Origin of the sequence: Ruminococcus bicirculans (ex Wegman et al. 2014), assembly GCF_000723465.1 — a bacterium.
GTDB classification, from domain to species: Bacteria; Bacillota; Clostridia; order Oscillospirales; family Ruminococcaceae; genus Hominimerdicola; species Hominimerdicola aceti.
In genome coordinates this window covers 1,353,883-1,375,604 of record NZ_HF545616.1, presented here as the reverse complement: position 1 = coordinate 1,375,604, position 21,722 = coordinate 1,353,883, and the positions used below count along the sequence as shown (strand labels likewise).

Annotated in this window: 20 protein-coding genes and 1 other annotated feature; of the genes, 10 read left to right on the top strand and 10 right to left on the bottom strand. The window is 39.0% G+C overall.

Annotated features, from left to right (window positions below; translation table 11 throughout):
• Positions 1–14: 14 nt before the first annotated feature.
• The 5 genes from RBI_RS06265 to RBI_RS06245 all read right to left on the bottom strand — a co-directional run bounded on the left by RBI_RS06265 (position 15) and on the right by RBI_RS06245 (position 3,522).
• Positions 15–1,217, bottom strand: a complete 1,203-nt coding sequence (locus tag RBI_RS06265) for a hypothetical protein (protein ID WP_038671803.1) — start codon at positions 1,215–1,217, stop codon at positions 15–17.
• Between the two features lie 19 nt (positions 1,218–1,236).
• Entirely contained in the window at positions 1,237–1,671 is a 435-nt protein-coding gene (locus RBI_RS06260; RefSeq protein WP_022287689.1) for a hypothetical protein, read from the bottom strand.
• A gap of 128 nt (positions 1,672–1,799) precedes the next feature.
• The gene (locus RBI_RS06255; protein ID WP_148303580.1) at positions 1,800–2,186 is read right to left on the bottom strand and encodes a hypothetical protein; all 387 of its coding nucleotides are present in this window, start codon (positions 2,184–2,186) and stop codon (positions 1,800–1,802) included.
• A 144-nt stretch (positions 2,187–2,330) separates the two neighbouring features.
• On the bottom strand, positions 2,331–3,008 hold the full coding sequence (locus tag RBI_RS06250; RefSeq protein WP_038671798.1) for a DUF4367 domain-containing protein: 678 nt from the start codon (positions 3,006–3,008) through the stop codon (positions 2,331–2,333).
• 1 nt (position 3,009) lies between these two features.
• The gene (locus RBI_RS06245; RefSeq protein WP_117865872.1) at positions 3,010–3,522 is read right to left on the bottom strand and encodes an RNA polymerase sigma factor; all 513 of its coding nucleotides are present in this window, start codon (positions 3,520–3,522) and stop codon (positions 3,010–3,012) included.
• A 258-nt stretch (positions 3,523–3,780) separates the two neighbouring features.
• On the opposite strand from RBI_RS06245, the gene RBI_RS06240 reads away from it, so the two are divergent.
• Positions 3,781–4,449, top strand: a complete 669-nt coding sequence (locus RBI_RS06240) for a redox-sensing transcriptional repressor Rex (RefSeq protein ID WP_038671796.1) — start codon at positions 3,781–3,783, stop codon at positions 4,447–4,449.
• Between the two features lie 49 nt (positions 4,450–4,498).
• On the opposite strand, the gene RBI_RS06235 is transcribed toward RBI_RS06240, so the two are convergent.
• A complete protein-coding gene (locus RBI_RS06235) occupies positions 4,499–5,089 on the bottom strand; it encodes a hypothetical protein (RefSeq protein ID WP_022288441.1) in 591 nt (196 codons plus the stop codon).
• Between the two features lie 211 nt (positions 5,090–5,300).
• The gene (locus RBI_RS06230) at positions 5,301–6,059 is read right to left on the bottom strand and encodes a phosphotransferase family protein (RefSeq protein WP_022288440.1); all 759 of its coding nucleotides are present in this window, start codon (positions 6,057–6,059) and stop codon (positions 5,301–5,303) included.
• Between the two features lie 489 nt (positions 6,060–6,548).
• Between RBI_RS06230 and adhE the strand changes: the two genes are divergently transcribed.
• The 5 genes from adhE to udp all read left to right on the top strand — a co-directional run bounded on the left by adhE (position 6,549) and on the right by udp (position 13,206).
• Positions 6,549–9,167 (top strand): bifunctional acetaldehyde-CoA/alcohol dehydrogenase, encoded by a 2,619-nt coding sequence (adhE, locus tag RBI_RS06225; protein ID WP_038671794.1) that lies wholly within the window; start codon positions 6,549–6,551, stop codon positions 9,165–9,167.
• Between the two features lie 280 nt (positions 9,168–9,447).
• Positions 9,448–10,944 (top strand): L-aspartate oxidase, encoded by a 1,497-nt coding sequence (locus RBI_RS06220; protein ID WP_038671791.1) that lies wholly within the window; start codon positions 9,448–9,450, stop codon positions 10,942–10,944.
• Positions 10,941–11,780, top strand: a complete 840-nt coding sequence (gene nadC / locus RBI_RS06215) for a carboxylating nicotinate-nucleotide diphosphorylase (RefSeq protein WP_038671790.1) — start codon at positions 10,941–10,943, stop codon at positions 11,778–11,780. Before RBI_RS06220 ends, nadC begins: the two co-directional genes overlap by 4 nt.
• A gap of 41 nt (positions 11,781–11,821) precedes the next feature.
• Positions 11,822–12,397 carry a DUF3592 domain-containing protein gene (locus RBI_RS06210; RefSeq protein ID WP_038671788.1) on the top strand — a complete coding sequence of 192 codons (576 nt, stop codon included), beginning with the start codon at positions 11,822–11,824 and terminating at the stop codon, positions 12,395–12,397.
• Between the two features lie 20 nt (positions 12,398–12,417).
• On the top strand, positions 12,418–13,206 hold the full coding sequence (gene udp / locus RBI_RS06205; protein ID WP_038671786.1) for a uridine phosphorylase: 789 nt from the start codon (positions 12,418–12,420) through the stop codon (positions 13,204–13,206).
• A 40-nt stretch (positions 13,207–13,246) separates the two neighbouring features.
• On the opposite strand, the gene RBI_RS06200 is transcribed toward udp, so the two are convergent.
• Together RBI_RS06200 and RBI_RS06195 are read right to left on the bottom strand one after the other, a co-directional pair.
• On the bottom strand, positions 13,247–13,870 hold the full coding sequence (locus RBI_RS06200) for a pentapeptide repeat-containing protein (protein WP_242843686.1): 624 nt from the start codon (positions 13,868–13,870) through the stop codon (positions 13,247–13,249).
• Between the two features lies 1 nt (position 13,871).
• Positions 13,872–14,624 (bottom strand): glycerophosphodiester phosphodiesterase family protein, encoded by a 753-nt coding sequence (locus RBI_RS06195; protein ID WP_051706535.1) that lies wholly within the window; start codon positions 14,622–14,624, stop codon positions 13,872–13,874.
• 197 nt (positions 14,625–14,821) lie between these two features.
• Here RBI_RS06195 and RBI_RS06190 point away from each other — a divergent pair, with 197 nt between their 5' ends.
• From RBI_RS06190 to RBI_RS06180, 3 genes are all read left to right on the top strand, one after another.
• Positions 14,822–16,042 carry a peptidylprolyl isomerase gene (locus RBI_RS06190; RefSeq protein WP_038671785.1) on the top strand — a complete coding sequence of 407 codons (1,221 nt, stop codon included), beginning with the start codon at positions 14,822–14,824 and terminating at the stop codon, positions 16,040–16,042.
• 211 nt (positions 16,043–16,253) lie between these two features.
• Positions 16,254–16,889 carry a hypothetical protein gene (locus RBI_RS06185; protein WP_242843624.1) on the top strand — a complete coding sequence of 212 codons (636 nt, stop codon included), beginning with the start codon at positions 16,254–16,256 and terminating at the stop codon, positions 16,887–16,889.
• A gap of 38 nt (positions 16,890–16,927) precedes the next feature.
• Positions 16,928–18,331, top strand: a complete 1,404-nt coding sequence (locus RBI_RS06180; protein ID WP_038673196.1) for a D-alanyl-D-alanine carboxypeptidase family protein — start codon at positions 16,928–16,930, stop codon at positions 18,329–18,331.
• 49 nt (positions 18,332–18,380) lie between these two features.
• Here the strand turns inward: RBI_RS06180 and RBI_RS06175 are convergent, their stop codons facing one another.
• Positions 18,381–19,703 carry an AI-2E family transporter gene (locus RBI_RS06175; RefSeq protein ID WP_038671781.1) on the bottom strand — a complete coding sequence of 441 codons (1,323 nt, stop codon included), beginning with the start codon at positions 19,701–19,703 and terminating at the stop codon, positions 18,381–18,383.
• Positions 19,704–19,909: 206 nt separating this feature from the next.
• Positions 19,910–20,162, top strand: a binding site (T-box leader).
• Between the two features lie 75 nt (positions 20,163–20,237).
• Between RBI_RS06175 and trpE the strand changes: the two genes are divergently transcribed.
• Positions 20,238–21,713: an anthranilate synthase component I gene (gene trpE / locus RBI_RS06170; RefSeq protein WP_038671779.1), complete on the top strand. Its 1,476-nt coding sequence runs from the start codon at positions 20,238–20,240 to the stop codon at positions 21,711–21,713.
• The last annotated feature ends 9 nt before the right edge of the window (positions 21,714–21,722 follow it).

The window sequence follows — 21,722 nt, the reverse complement described above, 5'->3', positions numbered from 1 at the left end:
CAAATATCAAGCTCTTACATTTCTGACTGTATCTCTGCATATGTATCATAATCCCATTCGCCGTTTGAAATAAACTTGTGCAGTTTAAAATCTTTATCCACAAGATAAGCGGCTGTATCAGCGTCGGGATCATAGGTCGAAAGCAGGAAATAATCCTCACAGTTATTGAATATCGTCATATAGTCGATATACTCATAGCCGTAAAAATACTTTTCATTGAGCTTAGCATCATCAATTATCTTCTGCGGTTTATTATCGTTATCAAGATAATAAAGCACATACTGATACATTTTGCCATTATCATTTGGCTCACGAACAAGCACTATCATAGTGTTATTGAAATACTGAAAATATCTTACAAAAGATTTGTCTTTAAAAGTGCAAACTGTGTCACTTTTTTCATTATCCTCATTATACCTATACAGCTTGTTTTCGCCATTAGAGTAATACACATCTCCGTCGGTCGGATAATACATATACGGCGTATTTTCGCTTATCTGAGAGCCAACATCAATGCCTGTATCCTTGACGTTCTGAGGGTCTGAAAGTGGAGCTATAAATAGGCGGACTGTATCCGTCTTTGGGCAAAGCCTTGTAAAATAAAGCTTGCCGTCGCTTATGTAATAGGTATTGGCTTTTGTTATCTCGCTTTTGTCAGAGTTTTTGAGAGCGTATTTATATAGCGAATAGCCTGTGCTGAATCCGTTCTCGTCGGTCTCGCTCTTTTTGTATTTGCCCTCAACAAAATAGATATCTCCGTCTTTGTCCATAGACATACAGCCTAATATGCTGTCCTTTGGTGCAGAATACACTTCCGTGACTTCACCGCTGTTGTAATCCACTGTGACAATGCTGTAATCTTCTTTTTGCGTAGCAGAATTATACACTGACCTTACAGCGTATATAACGCCGTCATATATGGTATAGCAGGACAAGTTTGAATACTCTTGAAGCTTGACCTTTATCATTGCAAGGCTGTCGGATTCGATATCATATTCTGCAATGCCGTCATAGGTTTTGTAATACACAAAATTGTTTGCAAATGCAGTAGAAGAAGCTTCAGGACACAAAAGGTTTGTGGGAGAAGCAGAAAGTTCTTGTTGACCCTTTTCAAAAGAAACCGCCTTATCGGATTTTGTGCCAAGAGAAATGAAAAGTGTAACTGCAACTGCGGCAATTATAACTGCGGCTGTTGCGATAATAATTTTAGTTTTCATAATTCACACTCAAGTTCTATTATTGACTATCAACGGAAAGCGTTGTGCTGTAATTGCCATGTACCTTATCATTATAAATATGTACAGTTTTTACTAACTTTGAAGATGTACAACCTTTTAACCCAAACGAATGCTCAATTTTACCTGTGTCAGAATGAGATGATCCACAACCAGTACCACCAACAGAGGCACTTGCATAAACATAACCGCTGTATTTACAATTTGGATTGTAAACATTGTTATTGTTACTTGATGTCCTAGTCCAAGCTTGACCAGCTACAGTTGAATTTGTTCTTATTCCTGTTACAAAACATGAAATATAAGCATTTGAGCCAGAACCACCAACTGCTCTGCCGTATTTTATGGCTTCATACGCACTCGCCCCAATAGCCATAGAACTCATCATCATAACAGCAGCACCCATAGCTGCGATTCTCTTAACGATCTTTTTCATATTAAACGTTCTTTCTTATTATAACATCCAAATATTTGAATGTCAATGTTTTGTTTTTTGATTTTGGATTATATAAATTTTATTACTGCATTGGAATCACCTGTCCTTTCTGTGCACAGCCTATTATTTTAGCAGGACGCTGTTTTGCTGTAAATAGTTATGGTCTCATAGGCAGAGCCATTATAGACCTTAGCAACTGTCTTTACACGATAAGTACCGCTGCTTAAAGACTCTTTGGAATTTGAATAAATCGCATACCAACTGTTGAATGTTTTTGTCCAACTACTGTATTTATTCCATGAAGATCCATTTTTCTTCTGAAGTGTTTGAGTTATAACGATTTTAGTAGTTGTACCTGAAATACCACGTACAGTGGATTTACAAGTTGCAGCCTTGTTGGAGATTGACAATGTACCTGATATTTTATCTGTGTATAAATAACAAACAGAAATGTCATCGTCAGAAGGCGTTTGCAGTTCGGTTTCGGCAAAAGCTGTAAGTGACAAGCATAGCATAATAACAACCGATATAATTGTAGATATCACTTTTTGCTTACATGTAAGTTCCTCCTTTCACAAAAAATAGGTGCAAGAGATTTATTTTCTCCTACACCTACTATGACAATGAAAATTGTTTGTTTGTGATATGTTTTTATTAATTTACTTTATTTTTGTGGATTCACACAATTCCAACACAGATCGTTTGTCTAAGTTGCTGCATATTTCAAAAATATATTTACCATTGTCCCATATAAATGTATGATCATGATCTGTATTATGAACTAGATACTCTTGTCCGTTTTCATCTGTATATGATTCAAATGTTGACTGTTCATTATCATAATTACTAAGATATGCATCTTTTGTGTATTGTTCAAAAAAGATATAATCATCATCCTTGAAGTATGTTATTATAATTGAATTTTCCATTTTATCATAGTCGACTTGTTTAAATCCATTTGGAAGTGAAGATATATGATATTCCTCGTCAATCGAATGCGGATATGAATTCTCAATTTCACTGTCTGCTATAATCTCCGTATGGTCTGAAAAAATATTCATAAAGAAATTACAAACTGCCTCTCTCACAGCTTTTACGCTAAGCGAAGAAAATGATAGGATCAACAATGCTGTAACAAAACAAGCAACACGTCTGCCGGTCGTGCATATAAGAGTAAAATACGGCTTTTCTCTGTGTTTTATAAGTTTGTTTATTTTTTTATTGTACTTTTCCGAAAATTCATATCGTTTGTCTACTTCAAGAGTTTCAACATAATCATCCAATCTGGCATCTACGACTTCATCGAGAGCTTTTGAAAAATATGAAAAATTATTCATGTTATAAATCACCCTTTTCAAGTAATATCTTCAATCTGTTTTTGGCATACTGCAGACGTTTTCTTGCTGTGGCAGATGTAATGCCAAGCGTTTTTGAGATTTCAGAATATTCAAGTCCACACGAAAACTTTAAATAAAGAATCTCTTGATCGTCAACTTTCAGTTTCTTTATGCAACCTTTCAAAAATTCAAATTCGTAACATGACATATTTTCATTTACAAAATAAGAATCATCATCGTAGGAAACCGTCATTAAATTTTCTTTTTCCTTTTTAGATATATTCTTTGCCATGTTCCTACTGGTTATGACAATGTAATAATCCAATTTGTGATATTCTAAATGTTTAATTTTTTGAAAACATTTAGCCAACGATAAAAAAGTGTCAGAAGTTGATTCCTCAGCAAGTTGTTCATTTTTTAATATATTCAAGGATATTGCATGAACTTTATTTTTGTATTTATTATACAGCTTTTCAAAAGCCTTTTTATCTTTTTCATCATCGATCAATGCCATACACACGCCAAGCATTTCATCACATCCTATATACTTTATAATGTATCAAGTATAACATTATTTATGTATAAATTCAAGGGGGATGTTTTGTAGAAGTAAAATCTTGTTGATTGTGAAATGTTTGTTAACATCAACACGGAAGTTGAAATAGCCAGAGTTTACAAGTCCTTGACAAAAGAAAAGATTAGTGCTATTATATTATGTGATATTGTTATTTATTTATCAATCATGTTTATTAGTAAAGGAAAGTGTAAATATATGTCTAAAGACGGTTCGATATCCGCATCAGTAATAAAACGACTGCCACGTTATTATAGATTTTTAGGTGAGCTTCAAAAAGAAGGACTTGAAAGAATATCTTCAAGGGAGCTTTCAGAGAGAATGAAGCTCACGGCTTCACAAATAAGACAAGACCTTAACTGCTTTGGAGGATTCGGTCAGCAGGGATATGGCTATCACGTTGACGAGCTTAGAATGGAAATAGGCAAGATACTCGGAGTAGACAAGCATTTCAAGACCATACTTATCGGTGCAGGAAACCTTGGTAAAGCTATCGCCACACATATTAACTTTGAAACAAGGGGTTGCAATCTCATTGGCATATTTGATATAAACCCTAAGCTCACTGGTGAAGTGGTAGGAAACATACCGATTCGTCACACTAATGATATAGAAAGCTTTTGCGAAGCAAACTCCCCTGTTGTAGCTGTGCTTTGTATACCGAAGGCAAACACTCAGGCTATTGCAGACCAGCTTGTAAATCTTGGTCTGAAAGCGTTCTGGAATTTTTCACATTATGATCTTAGCATCGACTATGAAAACATAGTTGTGGAAAATGTCCATTTAGGTGACAGCCTGCTTACACTTACATATGCAACAAATATCATCACAAGCACTGACACTGACAACAGCGAAGAGATCGAATAAAAAAAATTCACACCAGAAAATTCTCTGGTGTGATTTTTTATATAAAGTATTAGCGAACTGTTTTAACCGCGGCTGTTTCAACAACTGCAGCAAGATGGTCATTAACCTCTTTGCTCTGATAGTATTCAGCAAAAGACTCAGTTACTTGATCTGCCCATGACTCTGTAGATTGAGTTTTAACATCCTCGGTATTGATTTTTTCAGCACTTCCTGTTTCATCATCAAGAACGTAAAGCTTATCTGATGCGACCTCGGCAGCGACAGTTGCCACCTTTGTCAACACATCGTCATTTTTATCATATATAACAAAAATGTAACAATTCTTTTTGTTCACAGTCTTAGTGCCTGTATAACCATAAAGCCTTTTTGTTTTTTCAGCCAAAGGATATATCTCCTTGCAGACATCTACGACCTGATTAAACGAATCAACAGCCTCATCTGGTATCTTTTCAAGAGTGCTTCTGTCAGGGAGTGAAGTAGTTTCGTCTGGCACTTCATCAGTAACCTCTGTCTGAGCTGTCGTTACGTCATTATTTGTAAGATTAACATTATTTTCTGTTTTATTATCAGCATTTTTTCCACAAGCCGGGAAAGCAAACATAGTGCAAACTATAGCAACAGCTATCATTAGCTTTTTCATATTGATCCTCCGAATAACCTCTGTAGTCCTAAATCATTATGTCATATTTCAACAGTTTCACATTATATCACATGAAAATTACTCTGTAAAGGGATTATAAAGAATTGTAACAAAATATCCCGATTATGACGAAACTCATAATCGGGATAAATCATTTTTTAGCTATTTGCACAATAAGAGGTTACAAATTTGTTACAACCTGACGAAAAGACTAATCGTAATCTACAACGTCGATCCACTTCATGAGCAGATCCTTCTCCTCTGGTTTGCCCTTAATGAGCTGTGCTGCTGCAACGATCGGCAACCAAGCCTGTACATACTGCTTAGATGTTCCGCTCTTTACGCAATACTTATCAAGATAAGCCTCAGCAAGATCAGGATTGTTAAGGCAGAACAGCAGGTATGTTCTTGCAACGTCAGCAGAAGCATTGCCTTGTCTAGCAGAACCCCAATTGATAACATAAGTACCTTCGTCATTAATGATAACGTTCTTTGGCTCAAAGTTACCATGGCAAAGCTTGATGTGCTTTGGCATTGAATCAAGTCTTGTGAGAAGCTCATACTTCTTTATCTCATCGATCTGACCAAGAGTCTTGATCTGTCTTGCCATCTTATCTTTCAGCTTTGAAAGAAGTGGCATATACTGAGCGTGTATCTCGCACTGAATGTCGATAAACTGGTTAAGATATGTGTCTTTCTTGTCTGGATTTTCGTCCATAAGCTGCTGAAGAGTCTTACCTTTTATAAAGTCCATTGTAATAGCCCATTTGCCGTCAATAACGGAAACCTCGTGAAGAACAGGCATCTTTATAAAGGAATTGCCAAGTGTTGTTTCAACTCTTGCGTGTGTAAGAGCCGCATACAGACACTTTTCCTTGTATTCAGGCTTCTTATAGATCCTGACTGCCATTCCATCAGATTCATAAACATCATAGATGTCGCTGGATGCTACAAAGTTATCAAGTTTCATAAGTCATATCTCCTTTTATTTTAAAATATGGTATTAAGTCGAGTTTCAGAGTATACATCGATTTTTCAACAGCCTTATTGTGTAAAATTACCTTTACATCTCCATGCTTTCTATGTATCTCTGTTATGTCTATATTATACTACAGATTTTCTAAATGTCAAGCACTTTTTCGTTATTTTCACAACTGTTTTATTTTTGTTTAGTTTTTGTCTTATATTTATTAATCTTTTTCCAGACAGCATATATGATAAATTTTTATCAATCTGATTATTATTGTGCAATTTGACGGTCATGAATTGTTAATCTATCATAAAACAATGTTCAATATTTATGTATATTGCATAATAAAGTGACGTAAAATATCAAAAAAGCTGTAACTTTATAAGATTGACAAAAAAATAACAATCGTATATAATATAACTAAGATAAAACCCGAGCGGGGGTTATCAAGAGTAAAAAACAATAATTAATTTATTGGAGGTTTATTTTATGGCAAAGAGTGAAGCTAAAACAGTCGGTATCGTCGATACGGAGGAAGCTCTGACTGCTAAGATCGCTGAAGTAAGAGCTGCGCAGGCAATCTTCGCTACCTACACACAGGAGCAGGTAGATAAGATTTTCAAGGCTGCTGCTATCGCTGCTAACAAGGCAAGAATCCCACTTGCAAAGATGGCTGTTGAGGAAACAGGCATGGGTATCGTTGAAGACAAGGTTATCAAGAACAACTATGCTGCTGAGCACATCTACAATAAGTACAAGAATGTTCAGACTTGTGGTGTTTTTGAGGAAAATAAGGCTTACGGCACAATGAGAATTTACGAGCCTATCGGTCTTATCGCTGCTGTTATCCCAACAACAAACCCAACTTCTACTGCTATATTCAAGACACTTATCTGTCTTAAGACAAGAAATGGTATCATAATCTCACCACACCCAAGAGCAAAGAAGTCAACTATTGCTGCTGCTAAGATCGTTTATGATGCAGCTGTTGCAGCAGGTGCTCCAAAGGGTATCATCGGTTGGATCGATGTTCCTTCTCTTGAACTCACAAATATGATAATGAGAGAGTCTGACACAATCCTCGCTACAGGCGGTCCTGGAATGGTAAAGGCTGCTTACTCATCTGGTACACCAGCTCTCGGTGTTGGCGCCGGTAACGCATCAGCTATCATCGATTCTTCTGCTGATATCGTAAACGCTGTAAACTCTATCATTCATTCTAAGACATTTGATAACGGTATGATTTGTGCTACAGAGCAGACAGTTATCGCTGATAAGACAGTTTACAACGATGTTAAGAAGGAATTCATCAAGAGAGGTTGCTACTTCCTCAACGATGAAGAGGCTGACAAGATAAGAAAGACAATGCTCATCAACGGTGCTCTTAATGCTAAGATCGTTGGTCAGCGTCCTGTAACTATCGCTAAAATGGCTGGCTTTGAAGTTCCAGAGGATACAAAGGTACTCATCGGCGAGGCTACAAGCACAGCTCCTGAAGAGGCTTTCGGTCACGAAAAGCTCACAACTATCCTTGGTATGTACAAGTCAAAGAACTTTGACGACGCTCTTGACATCGCAGAGGCACTTCTCGTAAACAACGGCGGTCTTGGTCATACTTCAGTTCTTTGGGTAGATAACATAAACGAGAGAGAAAAGCTCAATAAGTTCGCTGCAAGAATGAAGACTTGCCGTCTTATCGTAAACACACCTTCTTCACTCGGTGGTATCGGTGACCTCTACAACTTTGACTTTGCTCCTTCCCTCACACTCGGCTGCGGTTCATGGGGCGGCAACTCAGTTTCTGAGAACGTTGGCGTTAAGCACCTGCTGAACATTAAGACAGTCGTTGAGAGGAGAGAGAATATGCTTTGGTTCAGAGCACCTGAAAAGGTATACTTCAAGAAGGGTTGTCTCCCTGTTGCTCTTGACGAGTTGAAGACTGTTATGGGCAAGAAAAAGGCATTCATCGTAACAGACCAGTTCCTTTATAAGAATGGTTATACAAAGGCTATCACAGATAAACTCGATGAAATGGGTATTCTCCACGAAACATTCTTCGATGTTGCTCCAGACCCAACACTTGCTTGTGCACTTGAGGGTGTTGCTCAGTTGAGAGCTTTCGAGCCTGACACAATTATCGCTATCGGCGGTGGTTCTGCAATGGACGCTGGTAAGATCATGTGGGTTCTTTACGAGCATCCAGACGCTGACTTCTTCGATATGGCTATGAGATATATCGATATCCGTAAGAGAGTTTACACATTCCCTAAGATGGGTGAGAAGGCATACTTCATTGCTATCCCAACATCTTCTGGTACAGGTTCTGAGGTAACACCTTTCGCAGTTATCACTGATGAAAAGACAGGTACTAAGTATCCTCTGGCTGACTACCAGCTCATGCCTAACATGGCTATCGTTGATACAGATATGATGATGTCTGCTCCAAGAGGTCTGACTTCTGCATCAGGTATCGACGCTCTGACACACGCTCTTGAGGCTTATGCATCTGTAATGGCTACAGATTACACTGACGGTCTTGCACTTAGAGCTATGAAACTTATCTTCAAGTATCTGCCAGGTGCATATGACAACGGTCAGACAGACGTTAAGGCTCGTGAGGAAATGGCTACAGCATCTACAATGGCTGGTATGGCATTCGCTAACGCATTCCTCGGTGTTTGCCACTCAATGGCTCATAAGCTCGGTGCTTATCATCACCTGCCACACGGCATTGCTAACGCTCTCCTTATCACAATGGTAATGAGATACAACGCTGACCCAACACCTAGAAAGATGGGTACTTTCTCACAGTATCAGTATCCACATACTCTTGAGAGATACTGCGAGTGTGCACATTCACTTGGTATCGTTGGTAAGAACGATGAGGATACACTCAACAAGTTCATCGACGCTATCGAGGCTCTTAAGGAAAGAGTTGGTATCAAGAAGACTATCGCTGATTACGGCGTAGACGAGAAGCACTTCCTTGACACTCTCGACAACATGGTTGAGGACGCATTTGATGACCAGTGCACAGGTGCTAACCCAAGATACCCACTGATGAGCGAGCTGAAGGAAATGTACCTCAAGGCTTACTACGGCAAATAATCTTTGCTGACAAAGCAATTTGCAGAGTGACTAATATTTGATTATTAGTTGATCTATAATAAACCTCCGACTGCTTGTTCCCTTTAGGGAGCAGGCAGTCATTTTTTTGTTAAGTTGCACTTAAAATAATGTAAGGTATGTGTATTATATATTCAAATAACAGTTGAAAAAGAAAAAAATATATGGTATAATAGAATAAGTATAAATTATTTCAGAGCAATATCTGGTGTGATTTTACATAACACTTGGCGACACTCCGCCATACAAAGAGGTTACAAATATGAACAACAAAAATTATGACGTTATTATCGCTGGCTGCGGTGCGGCAGGTCTATATGCGGCACTTAACCTTTCCCGTGATTTAAATGTACTTGTGCTTTCCAAAAGAGAGCTGACCTTGTGTAACTCTTCCCTTGCTCAGGGTGGAATTGCAGGCGTTTATGACAATCCAAAGGACTCGCCTGAATATCACAAACATGATACATTTGTAGCAGGCGGATTTGAAAATGATCCTGAGTCCACTCAGGTCCTTGTTGACGAAGCCTATATTGACATTGAAAAACTCATAGAGCTTGGTGCTGACTTTGATAAGTGTCCTGATGGATCTTATCACCGCACTCTCGAAGGTGGACACGGTATGAACAGGATTTTTCATCATGCCGATACCACAGGTCTGGAGATCGAAACAACTCTACTAAGAAATGTTCAACAGCTAGATAATGTTGAAATACTCGAAAATGCCGTTATGTGCAACGCAAAGAAAACCGAAACAGGTTTTTCCATTCTTGTGCTGACTAATGACAACGAATATACGACATATAATTGCAGATACGCCATTTTTGCAACTGGTGGAATAGGCAGAGTTTACGAATACACTACAAACTCCGCTATCGCAACAGGCGACGGCATAACTATTGCTCATGAGCTTGGAGCAGAGATAAAAAACCTCAGCTATATCCAGTTCCACCCAACAGGCTTTAACAACAAGCACACTCGTGAAACTTTCCTTATATCTGAATCTGTCAGAGGCGAGGGAGCTTATCTTAAAAACTGCAACGGCGAAAGATTTATGCAAAACTATGACGATCGTCTGGAGCTTGCGCCAAGAGATGTTGTTTCTCATGCGATCATGGCTGAAGCCAAGAAAACAGGCTCTGACAAATTCTATCTTGATATCACTCACAAAGACCCTGAGTTTGTCAGAAACAGATTTCCTATGATAAATGAAAAGCTTCTCGAAGCAGGTTATGACATGACCAAGGATATGATACCTATTTTCCCTTGTCATCATTACCTTATGGGCGGCATAAATGTTGATACATATGCAAGAACTAACATTGATAGGCTTTATGCCTGCGGCGAATGTTCACATACAGGTGTTCACGGCAATAACAGACTTGCAAGCAATTCCCTACTTGAAGCTTTGGTATTTTCAAGACGTGCTGCGGCTGACATCAATGAGAAGATAAACTCTGACAGTGGTGACCTTGAAACATACGATTTCAAGATAGACAATGAAGCCCCGCACATTCCTCAGGGCATAAGAACAGAGATAAGAGATATAATGCAGCGTGCATATTTCGTTATCCCTGATAAGGAGGCTTTGCCGCCTGATCTTGAAGAAGTCACAAAGCTAAAAAATTTCCTTTGTGACGGTAATTTCAAAATAGACAGAGATTATGTTGAAGCAAGGTCTCTTACAACTGTCGCTTATATCGTATTAAAGGACGCTATCGAAAAGCTCAAATCCAAAGAAAAAATGGAGGAAAACAAATGAGATTAATGCAGTTTCAGATCGACGATATCATTAAAACAGCTCTGCTGGAGGATATCAACTATATAGACGTTACGACGGATTATCTTGTTGACGAAAATTCAGTTTCTACAGCAAAGTATGTTTCAAAGGACGAAGGCGTTCTTTGTGGAATTGATGTTGCAATGAGAGTTTTTCAGCTTCTTGACAGCAATGTTAAATGTGAGATATTTATCCATGACGGTGAAAAGGTCAAGAAAGGCGACATTATCGCAAAAATAACAGGCTCAACAAGAGCCTTGCTCAAAGGCGAAAGAACGGCACTGAATATCGTTCAGCATATGTCAGGTGTTGCAACTGCAACAAACAGATGCGTTGAGCTTGTAAAGGGTACAAAGGCGTCTGTTGCGGATACAAGAAAAACGCTCCCAGGTCTTAGAGTTTTGCAGAAATATGCAGTTACAGTAGGCGGTGGAAAAAACCACAGATACAATCTTTCAGATTGCGCAATGCTAAAAGACACTCACCTTGACGCATATGGCAGCATGACAGGCGCAGTAAACGCTCTCAGAGAAAAAATGGGGCATACTGTCAAGATAGAAGTTGAAGTCGGAAACCTTGAAGAACTCAAAGAAGCTCTTACACTTGGCGTTGAGATAATCATGCTTGACAATATGACAAATGAAGATATGGCAAAGGCTGTTGAAATGACAAATGGCAAAGCACTTTTAGAAGCTTCAGGAAACGTGACCTCTGAAACAATCCGTGCAATAGCTGAAACGGGCGTTGATATCATTTCTATCGGTGCTATCACACACTCAGTCAAGGCGTTTGACATTTCAATGAAAATGGAAAAGTAAGATAAAACAAAAGCCAACGCCATATTAAGGTGTTGGCTTTTATGCTTAAATGGGGGAAAAATATGCGTTATTACAAAAGATCTCATGTGCATTACAGCAAATCAGCAATGAAAATAATAGCGTTAGTTTTCATGTTGGTTGGCGTGACATTTCTTGCAGTTGGAATAGGTTTTGCAATACACCAAACTCAACTCAAAAACAGATGTACTCTTGAAGTCAATGCTATAATATCAGACATTCTCAGTAAAGATGAACGACATGAGAACGATGACGGACACGTAACATATAGCACAGTTTACACACCAGTGTATTCATATAACGTAGACGGACAGCTCTACACCACTCACAGCAATACATATTCCAGCAACATCAGATACAGAAGAGGACAAACGATCCAGATATTCTGTGACCCTGACGACCCTGAAACGTTTTATGCACCAAATGATACAACCAATACCATATTAACAGTTGTTTTCTGTGGATTAGGCGGGCTGTTTGCGATTATAGCAATAGTGCTTATCATAGTGCTTATACATATAAAGAAAAAACAGAAATCCGGAAAAAATTTTGCAGAAAATGAATTATACGAAGAAAATAATTATCCATACGACGAATAATTCTGAGAGGAGGAATTTTTATGGCAAGCATTATGGACGGTGAAAGACAATTTCACATCAGAACTATCCCTGATGAAGTGGGCAGATATGTTATTATGCCGGGTGACCCTGGAAGAGTGCCAAAAATAGCGGCACTTCTTGATGACGCAAAGCAGGTGGCTCAAAACAGAGAATACAATGTTTATACAGGCTATCTTAACGGTGAAAAGGTAACTGTATGCTCGACCGGTATCGGAGGACCATCTGCGGCAATTGCAGTGGAGGAACTGGTAAAGTGCGGTGCAGACACATTTATTCGTATCGGTACAAGTGGAGGAATGGATCTTTCCGTTAGCGGCGGCGACCTTGTTATAGCTTCGGCGGCTGTCCGTGGCGAAGGTACGTCAAAAGAATATCTCCCCGAGGGCTACCCTGCTGTAGCAGATTTCACTGTAACAACTGCCCTTGCAAAAGCTGCGGCTGAACTGTCAGAAGATAAGCTTGGCAAGCGTTATCATGTGGGCGTTGTCCACAGCAAGGACAGCTTTTATGGAGAAGTAGAGCCTGACTCAATGCCAGTGAGCGGCGATATAAATTACCGCTGGGACGCATATTTAAGGTGCGGCTGTATGACTTCCGAAATGGAATGTGCCGCAGTTTTCTCAGTAGGTATCACAAGACACGTCCGCTGTGGAGCTGTTATAACAGCTATATGGAACGTGGAGCGTTCAAAGGCAGACCTTGAAGACAATGTGAGCGACGACACCACAAGAGGTATCCACTGTGCGGTGAACGCTGTGAAAATACTGATAGAACAGGATAAAAAGTGATAAAAAGCCGCTGTGACTTTTATTGTCATAGCGGCTTAAATTATTTTATTCTTATTCCAAGGAGCATTGAAAGCTCCACAGCTTGATTGGCTGAAAAAACAGCGTTTCGGAGTTCTCTGAATGTATCAGAAACGCGCAGTCCACTTACAAGACAGGTAGAAAAATCAACGCCGCCGAGAGCCGTTCTGAAAAATGATGTGCTGAGATATTTACTTCCGCTTGTCTTAAACGCTTTGAGATTGCAGGAAACAAGCTCAGCCGAGGACATATCACTGTTTTTCACCTGGGTTTCAGACAGCTTGCACTTATCAAATATGGCATATCCGCAGTTTGAAGATTCAAAGGCTACACCTTGAATGGAGCAATCCTTGAACTCTGCGCCAACGAGCTTGCAGGAGCGGAACTCACATCTGCTGAGGTAGGATGAGTCCAGTGATGAATTTGACAGATCGCAGGATATGAACGTCACATCAACGAATGAGGAACGCTCAAAATCGCAATCTGTAAAGGTGCAGTTTTCAAACATACAGTTTATAAATGACAGGCAGGAGAGATCTTCGCTTTCAAGATATTCTCCGCTAAATTTACAGCCTGAAATATCGCTGTCAGTGCGTTTTGCAGTACGTTTGACTTCGTTAAGGTCGCACAATGGAAGGTCTTGCATCTTATTCACAGCTTTCCTCCCAATTGTCAGAAAAATCAAAATCATCTGGAAACTGCTCTGCTATAACTGTCTTTGAAAACTGTGAAGCAGTTTCTATAAGCTCTTTGCCTCTTCCCGTCCATGTGAGCAAGTCTGCATCTATATCAACAGCCTGAAATGCAGTTTCAAAGCTTATAGATCTGAGGTCGGCAGCAATGAACTGCGGTTTTGATATAAAACGCCATATAAATGGCTGGGCGCAGATGAATCTTTCGATATACTCAAGGTCAATGTTTTTTCTATATTTTGAGATAAGCTGACCCCTTGTGACTTTTGGTGAATGAAACCTAAACCACATCACTGAGAACGGGTTAAAGCTCTGCACTGCAAATTCGCCTTTGTATTTCTTCATCATATGGTCAACTCGGCTTTCAAGCTCACCGAATGGCGCACCGCCTTTAAGCTCAATAAGAAGTGGCACTTTGCCGTCAACAGTTTTCAGCACATCTGACAGCAGTGGTATCTTTTCATCACTGTTTTTAAGTTTAAAGGCAGAAAGCTGTTCATATGTGTAATCAAACACCTTGCCCTCAATGCCGCACATTCTCATAAGGTCATTGTCATGGAAAACCACAATGCGGCAATCCTTTGTTAGACGTACATCAAGCTCGATAGAAAGACATTTTTCAACCGCAAGCCTGAATGCGGTAAGAGAATTTTCAGGAACAAGTTCTGAGTGAAGACCTCTGTGAGCAATATATTTACCAAAATCCATATGGGATACCTCTTTTCGTATTAAAGTCATTTATATTATACTCTCCCAGACTTAGATTGTCAACTGTATCACGCTGGATAATATATATTTCATTCACAGAAAGTTTAAGAATTATCACACAGTATCATCACAATAATAAGATATAATTAAATCTATGTTATGCAGAGGATTTTCTCTCAAAGGAAAGGACAATTATTATGATAAAGAAATTAGCCGCTGTTACAGCAGCTCTCACAATAGCTATTTGCAGCTTTACTTCATGCAGCAAAAATAACGACAGCTCATCAACCGTATCTTCCACAGTAGATTCTTCTGTTTCAGCTGTTGACAGCACAACTGAAAAACAGACACCTGAGCCGTCCCTTACAATTGACGGCAAGTCCATTGATACTAAGGACTTTATCGTTTGCACCATTGACGGCAAGGATATTGATTTTGATACTTTCAGATACTACTATTATTATACTATAAGCAAGTACACTTCCACTTACGGAGCAACCCTTGACACTATCAAGTCAACTGACGGTGGTTTTAAGCTTCTTATGGAGGACGTTATCACTGCACTTAAGCAGGAACTTGTTGCACCTGAGCTTGCAGAAGAAAACGGAATTGAGCTTACAGACGATGACAACAAGACAATTGATGACCAGATAGCTAAAGCAAAAGCAAACTATGATTCTGATGAAGCTTATCTTAATGACATTAAGTCGGCTTACCTCACAGAGGATCTTTACAGGAAAATGCTTGAAACAGCCGCTATCTATACTAAAGTAAACGATACTCTTTTTAAGAATAACGGTAAGTATGCAACTAAAAAAGAGGACTTTAAAAAAATAGTCAAGGATACAAACGAGTATTGCCGTGAGATTCACGTTATGATCCCTTTCTATGCACAGGTAGATCTTGATGACAGTACCGCTGACAGTTATGACAGTATGTCACTTTCAGACAAAGCGAGCGCAAAGCAGTCAGCTTATGCGAAGCTTGATGATGACGGTGTAAAGAAAGCTAAGGAAAAGGCTAAAAAGCTTGCAGAAGAAGTTCTGAAAAAAGCTCAGGACGGAGAAGACTTTGATAAGCTTATTGAAAAGTACGGCTGGGATCTCGGTCTTGAAGATCCTTCAACAGGATATTATTTCAATAAAGATACGACTGGATATCCTGAAGAGCTTGTAAAAGACGCTTTCAAACTAAAAGAAAACGGCATTTCCACTGAACTCACAGAGAATGACACATATGGATATTTCATAATCAAGCGTTTGCCGGTTGATATGGATTATGTAGAACAGAACATAGACGATATGATCTATTCATATGATACACCTGCTATCTCAAAGCTTTACAACGAAAAAATGGACAAAATGGAAGTCAAGTATTGCGACCAGTGGGACAAGATAACTGCGGACAGCATAACCTGATGGATCATGGTATGATTAAAGAGCCTGAGCAGATCTCAGGCTCTTTTTATGCGTTTTTGTGATTGACGTGAGAGTGAATATCTGATATAATAAAAACTGAGGTGATCTTACGGACAGGCTGAAATTTCAAGATGCTTGCGATAAAATCATAGGCAAAAGCCGTGAACGCAACGGCATCGGAACTCTAGGCGAGAAAACGCTTCATGCTGTTTTGAAAAACTATTTTGAACCATATGGTGAAAATCAGGAGATACGCATTGGCGGATATGTGGCTGATATCGTAGGCGAGAACGGTGTTATCGAGATACAAACAAGGCAGTTCAACAAACTGCTGAAAAAACTTGAAGCCTTTCTTGACTACTGTGACGTGACAGTGGTCTACCCTATCCCTGCGGTCAAATATGTCCGTTGGATAGATACTGAAACAGGAGAGTTGTCAGAAAAGCACAAATCGCCGAGAAAATACACTATCTATGAAGTCATGCCCGAACTGTACAAAATAAAATACACCCTTGATAACCCCCGATTTCATTTGTGCCTTTGTATGCTTGAAACCGAGGAGATAAGATTGCTTAACGGCTGGTCAAAGAACAAAAAGCGTGGATCTTCACGTCATGACAGAATACCAAAAGGTCTTATTGATGAAATACATATCGACTGCCCTGCCGACTTTGATATGTTCCTCCCGGAGGACCTGCCAAAGCAGTTCACTTCTAAAGACTTTGCCTTTAATGCAAAGATATCTCGTGAATATGCACAGGTAACGCTTAATATACTCACATATCTTGAAAGAGTGAAACGTGTGGGCAAACAGGGTGCTAATATACTTTATGAGAAAACTGAATGAGCAAGGCTCTTTACATACAGTGCGAAAGGAAGCTGTCAATGAAACTAAAACGAAAAATCAGCAGGATATTATCCATGACGCTGGCAATAATGCTGCTTGTGCCTGCGATGTGTGCAGACGCATTCAATTTTACACCTACATCAGGCTATGACGATGACGGAAAAGCGATACCGTTGGAGCTTTACTCTGAAGCGGTCTATATGGTCAATCTTGACAGCGGTGAAGCTATCGTTGACATAAACGGTGAGGACGAGCGTGTGCCTGCTTCCCTAACAAAGATAATGACTGCTGTGGTGCTTCTGGACAAATTCAAAGGTGATGAACAAAAACTGAAAGATACATACTATTCAGCAGGCTCGGAAGCATTTGATGAACTATATGATACTGGTGCTTCAACAGCTGATATACAACCAGGCGAAGAAGTAAGCTGTTATGATCTACTGGCGGCACTGCTTATCCCATCCTCATGTGAAGCAGCGAATATAATCGCTTTGAATGTGTCCGATTCCATAACGGGATTTACAGACCTTATGAATGAAAAAGCTGAAAAACTCGGCATGGAAAATACACACTTTTCAAATGCACATGGTCTGTGGGCACAACAGAATTATTCGTCCTGCAAGGATATGGCAACTCTTTGTGAATATGCCATAAGCAAATATCAGGTATTTCGTGATATTGTCTGTCTGCCAAGCTATCATATGGCATCCACCTCTTATCACTCAGATGGTACAGATATTTATAATACAAACCTTATGCTTGACTCAATGACCGATTATTACTACTCCTATGCTAAAGGCATAAAGACAGGCACCCTTGACTCCGCTGGAAGATGTTTAGCTTCATATGCGGAATATGAAGGCACCACATATCTTATTGTGACAATGGGTGCACCAATGGATAAGCTTGAAGAAGATGTGAAGAAGGGCGAGGAAGATCCTGATTCCATATATGGTGGAGATAATGTTTACTACAACCTCCTTGATCACATCAATCTTTACAAATGGGCATTTTCAAGTCTTGTAGCAACGGATTTTGTGGACAAAAACAGCGAAGTCCGTGATGTAAAGGTAAGCTATGGTGACGGCATAGATTACGCAAATCTAAAACCTGCAAATGGTTTTACAAGGCTGTGGCCTGTAGATATATCAGTAAATGATGTGGAAAAGAAAATAACCGTTTATGACAACGTTGTTGCACCTGTTGAGGTTGGCGATGTGCTTGGTAAAATGGAACTTGTCTACAAAGGTGAGGTGCTTGCAACTATAGATCTCGTTTCCACAACTAAAGTAGAACGTTCCCAAGTCAAAGCGAAGGTTAAAATAGCTAAGTCATACTTTGAATCGTCTGTTTTCAAGGTCACATTAACAATACTTATTGCACTTATAGTAATATACTCTGTGATACATATTGCAAAAATACAGAAAAAATACATGAAATAAAATAAGCGGTCTGCTCACTATGAATTGTGAACAGGCCGCTCTTTTGCGTTTACTGATCTTTATTTTCGTTGTGATCGTCAACTATTTCTGGATCATCCTCTCTGTTGACCTCATTTACCTCATCAGCACTTGGGATGACCATGGCGTCAAGCTGTTCAGGCGTAAGCGGAATACGCTTTTCATTTTTCTTATACAAATGCTCAACATCCTCCATATAATAGTCGGTATCTACAGGGAGCTTCTTCTTTCTTAACCGCTGAACAACGCTCTCTCGTGTAAAAGTATAAAGCAATGCAAAAGTCGGAACTGCAATGACCATACCTATGAACCCAAACAAATTTCCAAAGAAGAACAGTGATACCAGCACCCAAAAACCAGGAAGCCCAGTAGAATCACCAAGTATCTTAGGACCAAGGATATTGCCGTCAAACTGCTGTAAAATAACTATGAAAATAAGAAGTATAATGGCTTTTTTAGGATCAATAAACAGCATAAGTGCAGTTGATGGTATCGCACCGATTATCGGTCCAAAAAATGGGATAATATTAGTTACACCCACAAGAACACTTATCATGATGTTGTAAGGCATATTCATGATAGTCAGACCTATAAAGCAAAGAACTCCGATTATTGCCGAGTCAATGATCTTTCCGCTCAAAAAACCTGCAAAAACTTTATTTGTTTCAGTGCAAACTCTCATGATCTTCTCACATGTAGACTTTTTTGTGTTTGCAATGATTATCTTCTTAGCCTGAGCAAGAAGCTTTTCCTTGCTGCAAAGCATATAGATAGAAACGATAAATCCAAATACAAAGTTTTTAAGAACATTGATAACGCCCCATGCACCCGAAAGAATATTTTCAAACATCGGCTGTACCTTCTCGATAACGGTTCCCAAATCAGTTGAAAAAGCTTTGAGCTTCTCCGTAGCCATTGTTTCAATATCAGGATAGTTTTTAAACAGCTTATTTATCCAACCCTGCACTTTAATAACGATGTTAGATGCATTGTTAAAAATATCAATTATGGAATTTATAAGTTCTGGAACAACAACATAAGTAAGTCCAACAACTATCCCCAGAAAAACAAGTGACGCTACAGTTACTGAGCATGCTCTGGTAAGCTTTTTCTTAGCTGGATTTTTTACCACTTTATTTCTGAACAGCTTTTCAAAATTCACCATTATAGGATTTATAAGAAATGCGATCACAAGACCAACTATAACAGGCGTAAGTGCAGAAACAAGTGTGGAAATAAGCTTTAAGATCGTATTAAATTTAAATACAGCCACTACCAAAAGCACATTTATAGCAATAACGATAACTGCATAAAATGCAATTGTGGTGTATTTCTTATTAGTTTGTACTTTCATATATTTTCCTTTCTCAATTACCTTAACTATTACTTTATTATACACTACATTATTTATAAATGCAAGGAATATTGAAAATTTAAAATTATTTATTTTGGTATAAATCCAAATCGCAAAAGAATATTTACACAATAGCAACAATATTTACATTTTCTGATATTGACATTTTAGAAACAGAGGAATATAATAAGACTAAAGTTAATACGATAAATCCTATGAGCAAAAGTAAGTAGTTTGATGCAAAAGGTCACAGAGAGTCAGCGGTAGGTGTGAGCTGATACATTTTCTTCAGATGAATGGATTTGTGAGGAGCGGTGTGAAAGTTTATTCGAGTATCACTCGCCGTGATTCCTGCGTTAAAGGACAGGATATTGATTTCTGCCAGTCAGAATGCGTATCTGTGAGCCGATAATTTATTATCGGGAAATTGGGTGGCACCACGGTTCTATCGTCCCATAACTAGATGTTATGTGTGATGACAGGACTTTTTTTATTGTCAATTTTACGACAAAAAAGCATTTAGGAGGAATATTTATGCTGTACCCTGCTATTGAACAAGTAAAGAAACTTTTTGAAAACTACAAGACTGTGCCTGTATTCTATGAGCTTCTCATGGATTCATGTACGCCAATACAACTTTTTAACTGTCTGCACGAGGCGTATGATGATTGTTTCATTCTTGAATCTGTAGATAATAAAGACCAGTGGGGCAGATATTCATATGTGGGCATTGATCCTAAATGCGAATATATTCTTGACAAGCACGTTGTTACTGTCAAAGAAAAAGGCAAGGCTGATGAAACGGTAAAAGTCGATGATCCTATCGCTTTCTTTTCTGAGATAATCGAAGGCCACAAGTCACCGAGATTTAATAATTATCCAAAGCTCACAGGTGGTCTAATAGGATTTTTCGCTTATGATATGATAAGATATTTTGAAAAAACTCTCTGCTCCCCTCCTGAGGACGATCTTAAACTTCCTGACGCTGACCTGCACCTTTTTGAAAAGATCGTTGCTTACGATCACCTTTCAAACAAGGCTGTAATAATCCTCAACATCAATAAGAGCGATGATCTTGAAACTAAATACAAAGAATGTGAAAAGATATGCAACGAAGTAGTTGAAACTCTTAGAAATTACAAGCCTGTTATGAAAACTCCAAAGACAATGGAGGACAACATCACAGTAAAATCCAACATCACAAAGGAACATTATCTTGCAAACGTTGAAAAGGCTAAGGAATACATCAAAGAGGGCGACATCTTCCAGATAGTTCCGTCACAGAGATTTGAGATAGACAATCCGCCTGACAGCTTTGACGTTTACAGAATGCTCCGCTCCACTAATCCGTCACCTTACCTTTACTACTTTAAGCACAATGATTATGCTGTTGCAGGCGCTTCACCTGAAATGCTGGTATCAGTAGAAAACAGAACGGTAGTAACAAGACCAATTGCAGGCACTATCAAGCGTGGAGCGACCTACGACGAAGATATCCGCAATGAACAACAGCTTCTCAACGATCCAAAGGAAAGAGCTGAACACACAATGCTCGTTGACCTTGGAAGAAACGACATAGGAAAGGTTTCTGAGTTCGGCTCCGTAACTGTTACAGACATGATGATAGTTGAAAGATATTCAAAGGTGATGCACCTTGTATCTAATGTAAAGGGTACACTGAGAGAAGATAAGAAACCTCTTGACGCACTTATGGCAGTTCTTCCTGCAGGCACTCTTTCAGGCGCACCGAAGGTAAGAGCAATGGAGATAATCGACGAGCTTGAAACAACAAAAAGAGGCCTTTATGGCGGAACAGTTGGTTATCTTGCATTTGACGGTTCGCTGGATACTTGTATCGCTATAAGAACAGTGCTTTTCAAAAATAACAAGGCTTATATCCAAGCAGGAGGCGGAGTTGTCGCAGACTCAGTTCCTGAGAACGAATATCAGGAGTCATGCAACAAGGCAATGGCTGTTATAAATGCAATAAAAGAAGCAAGCAAATTATAATTTAAAAGG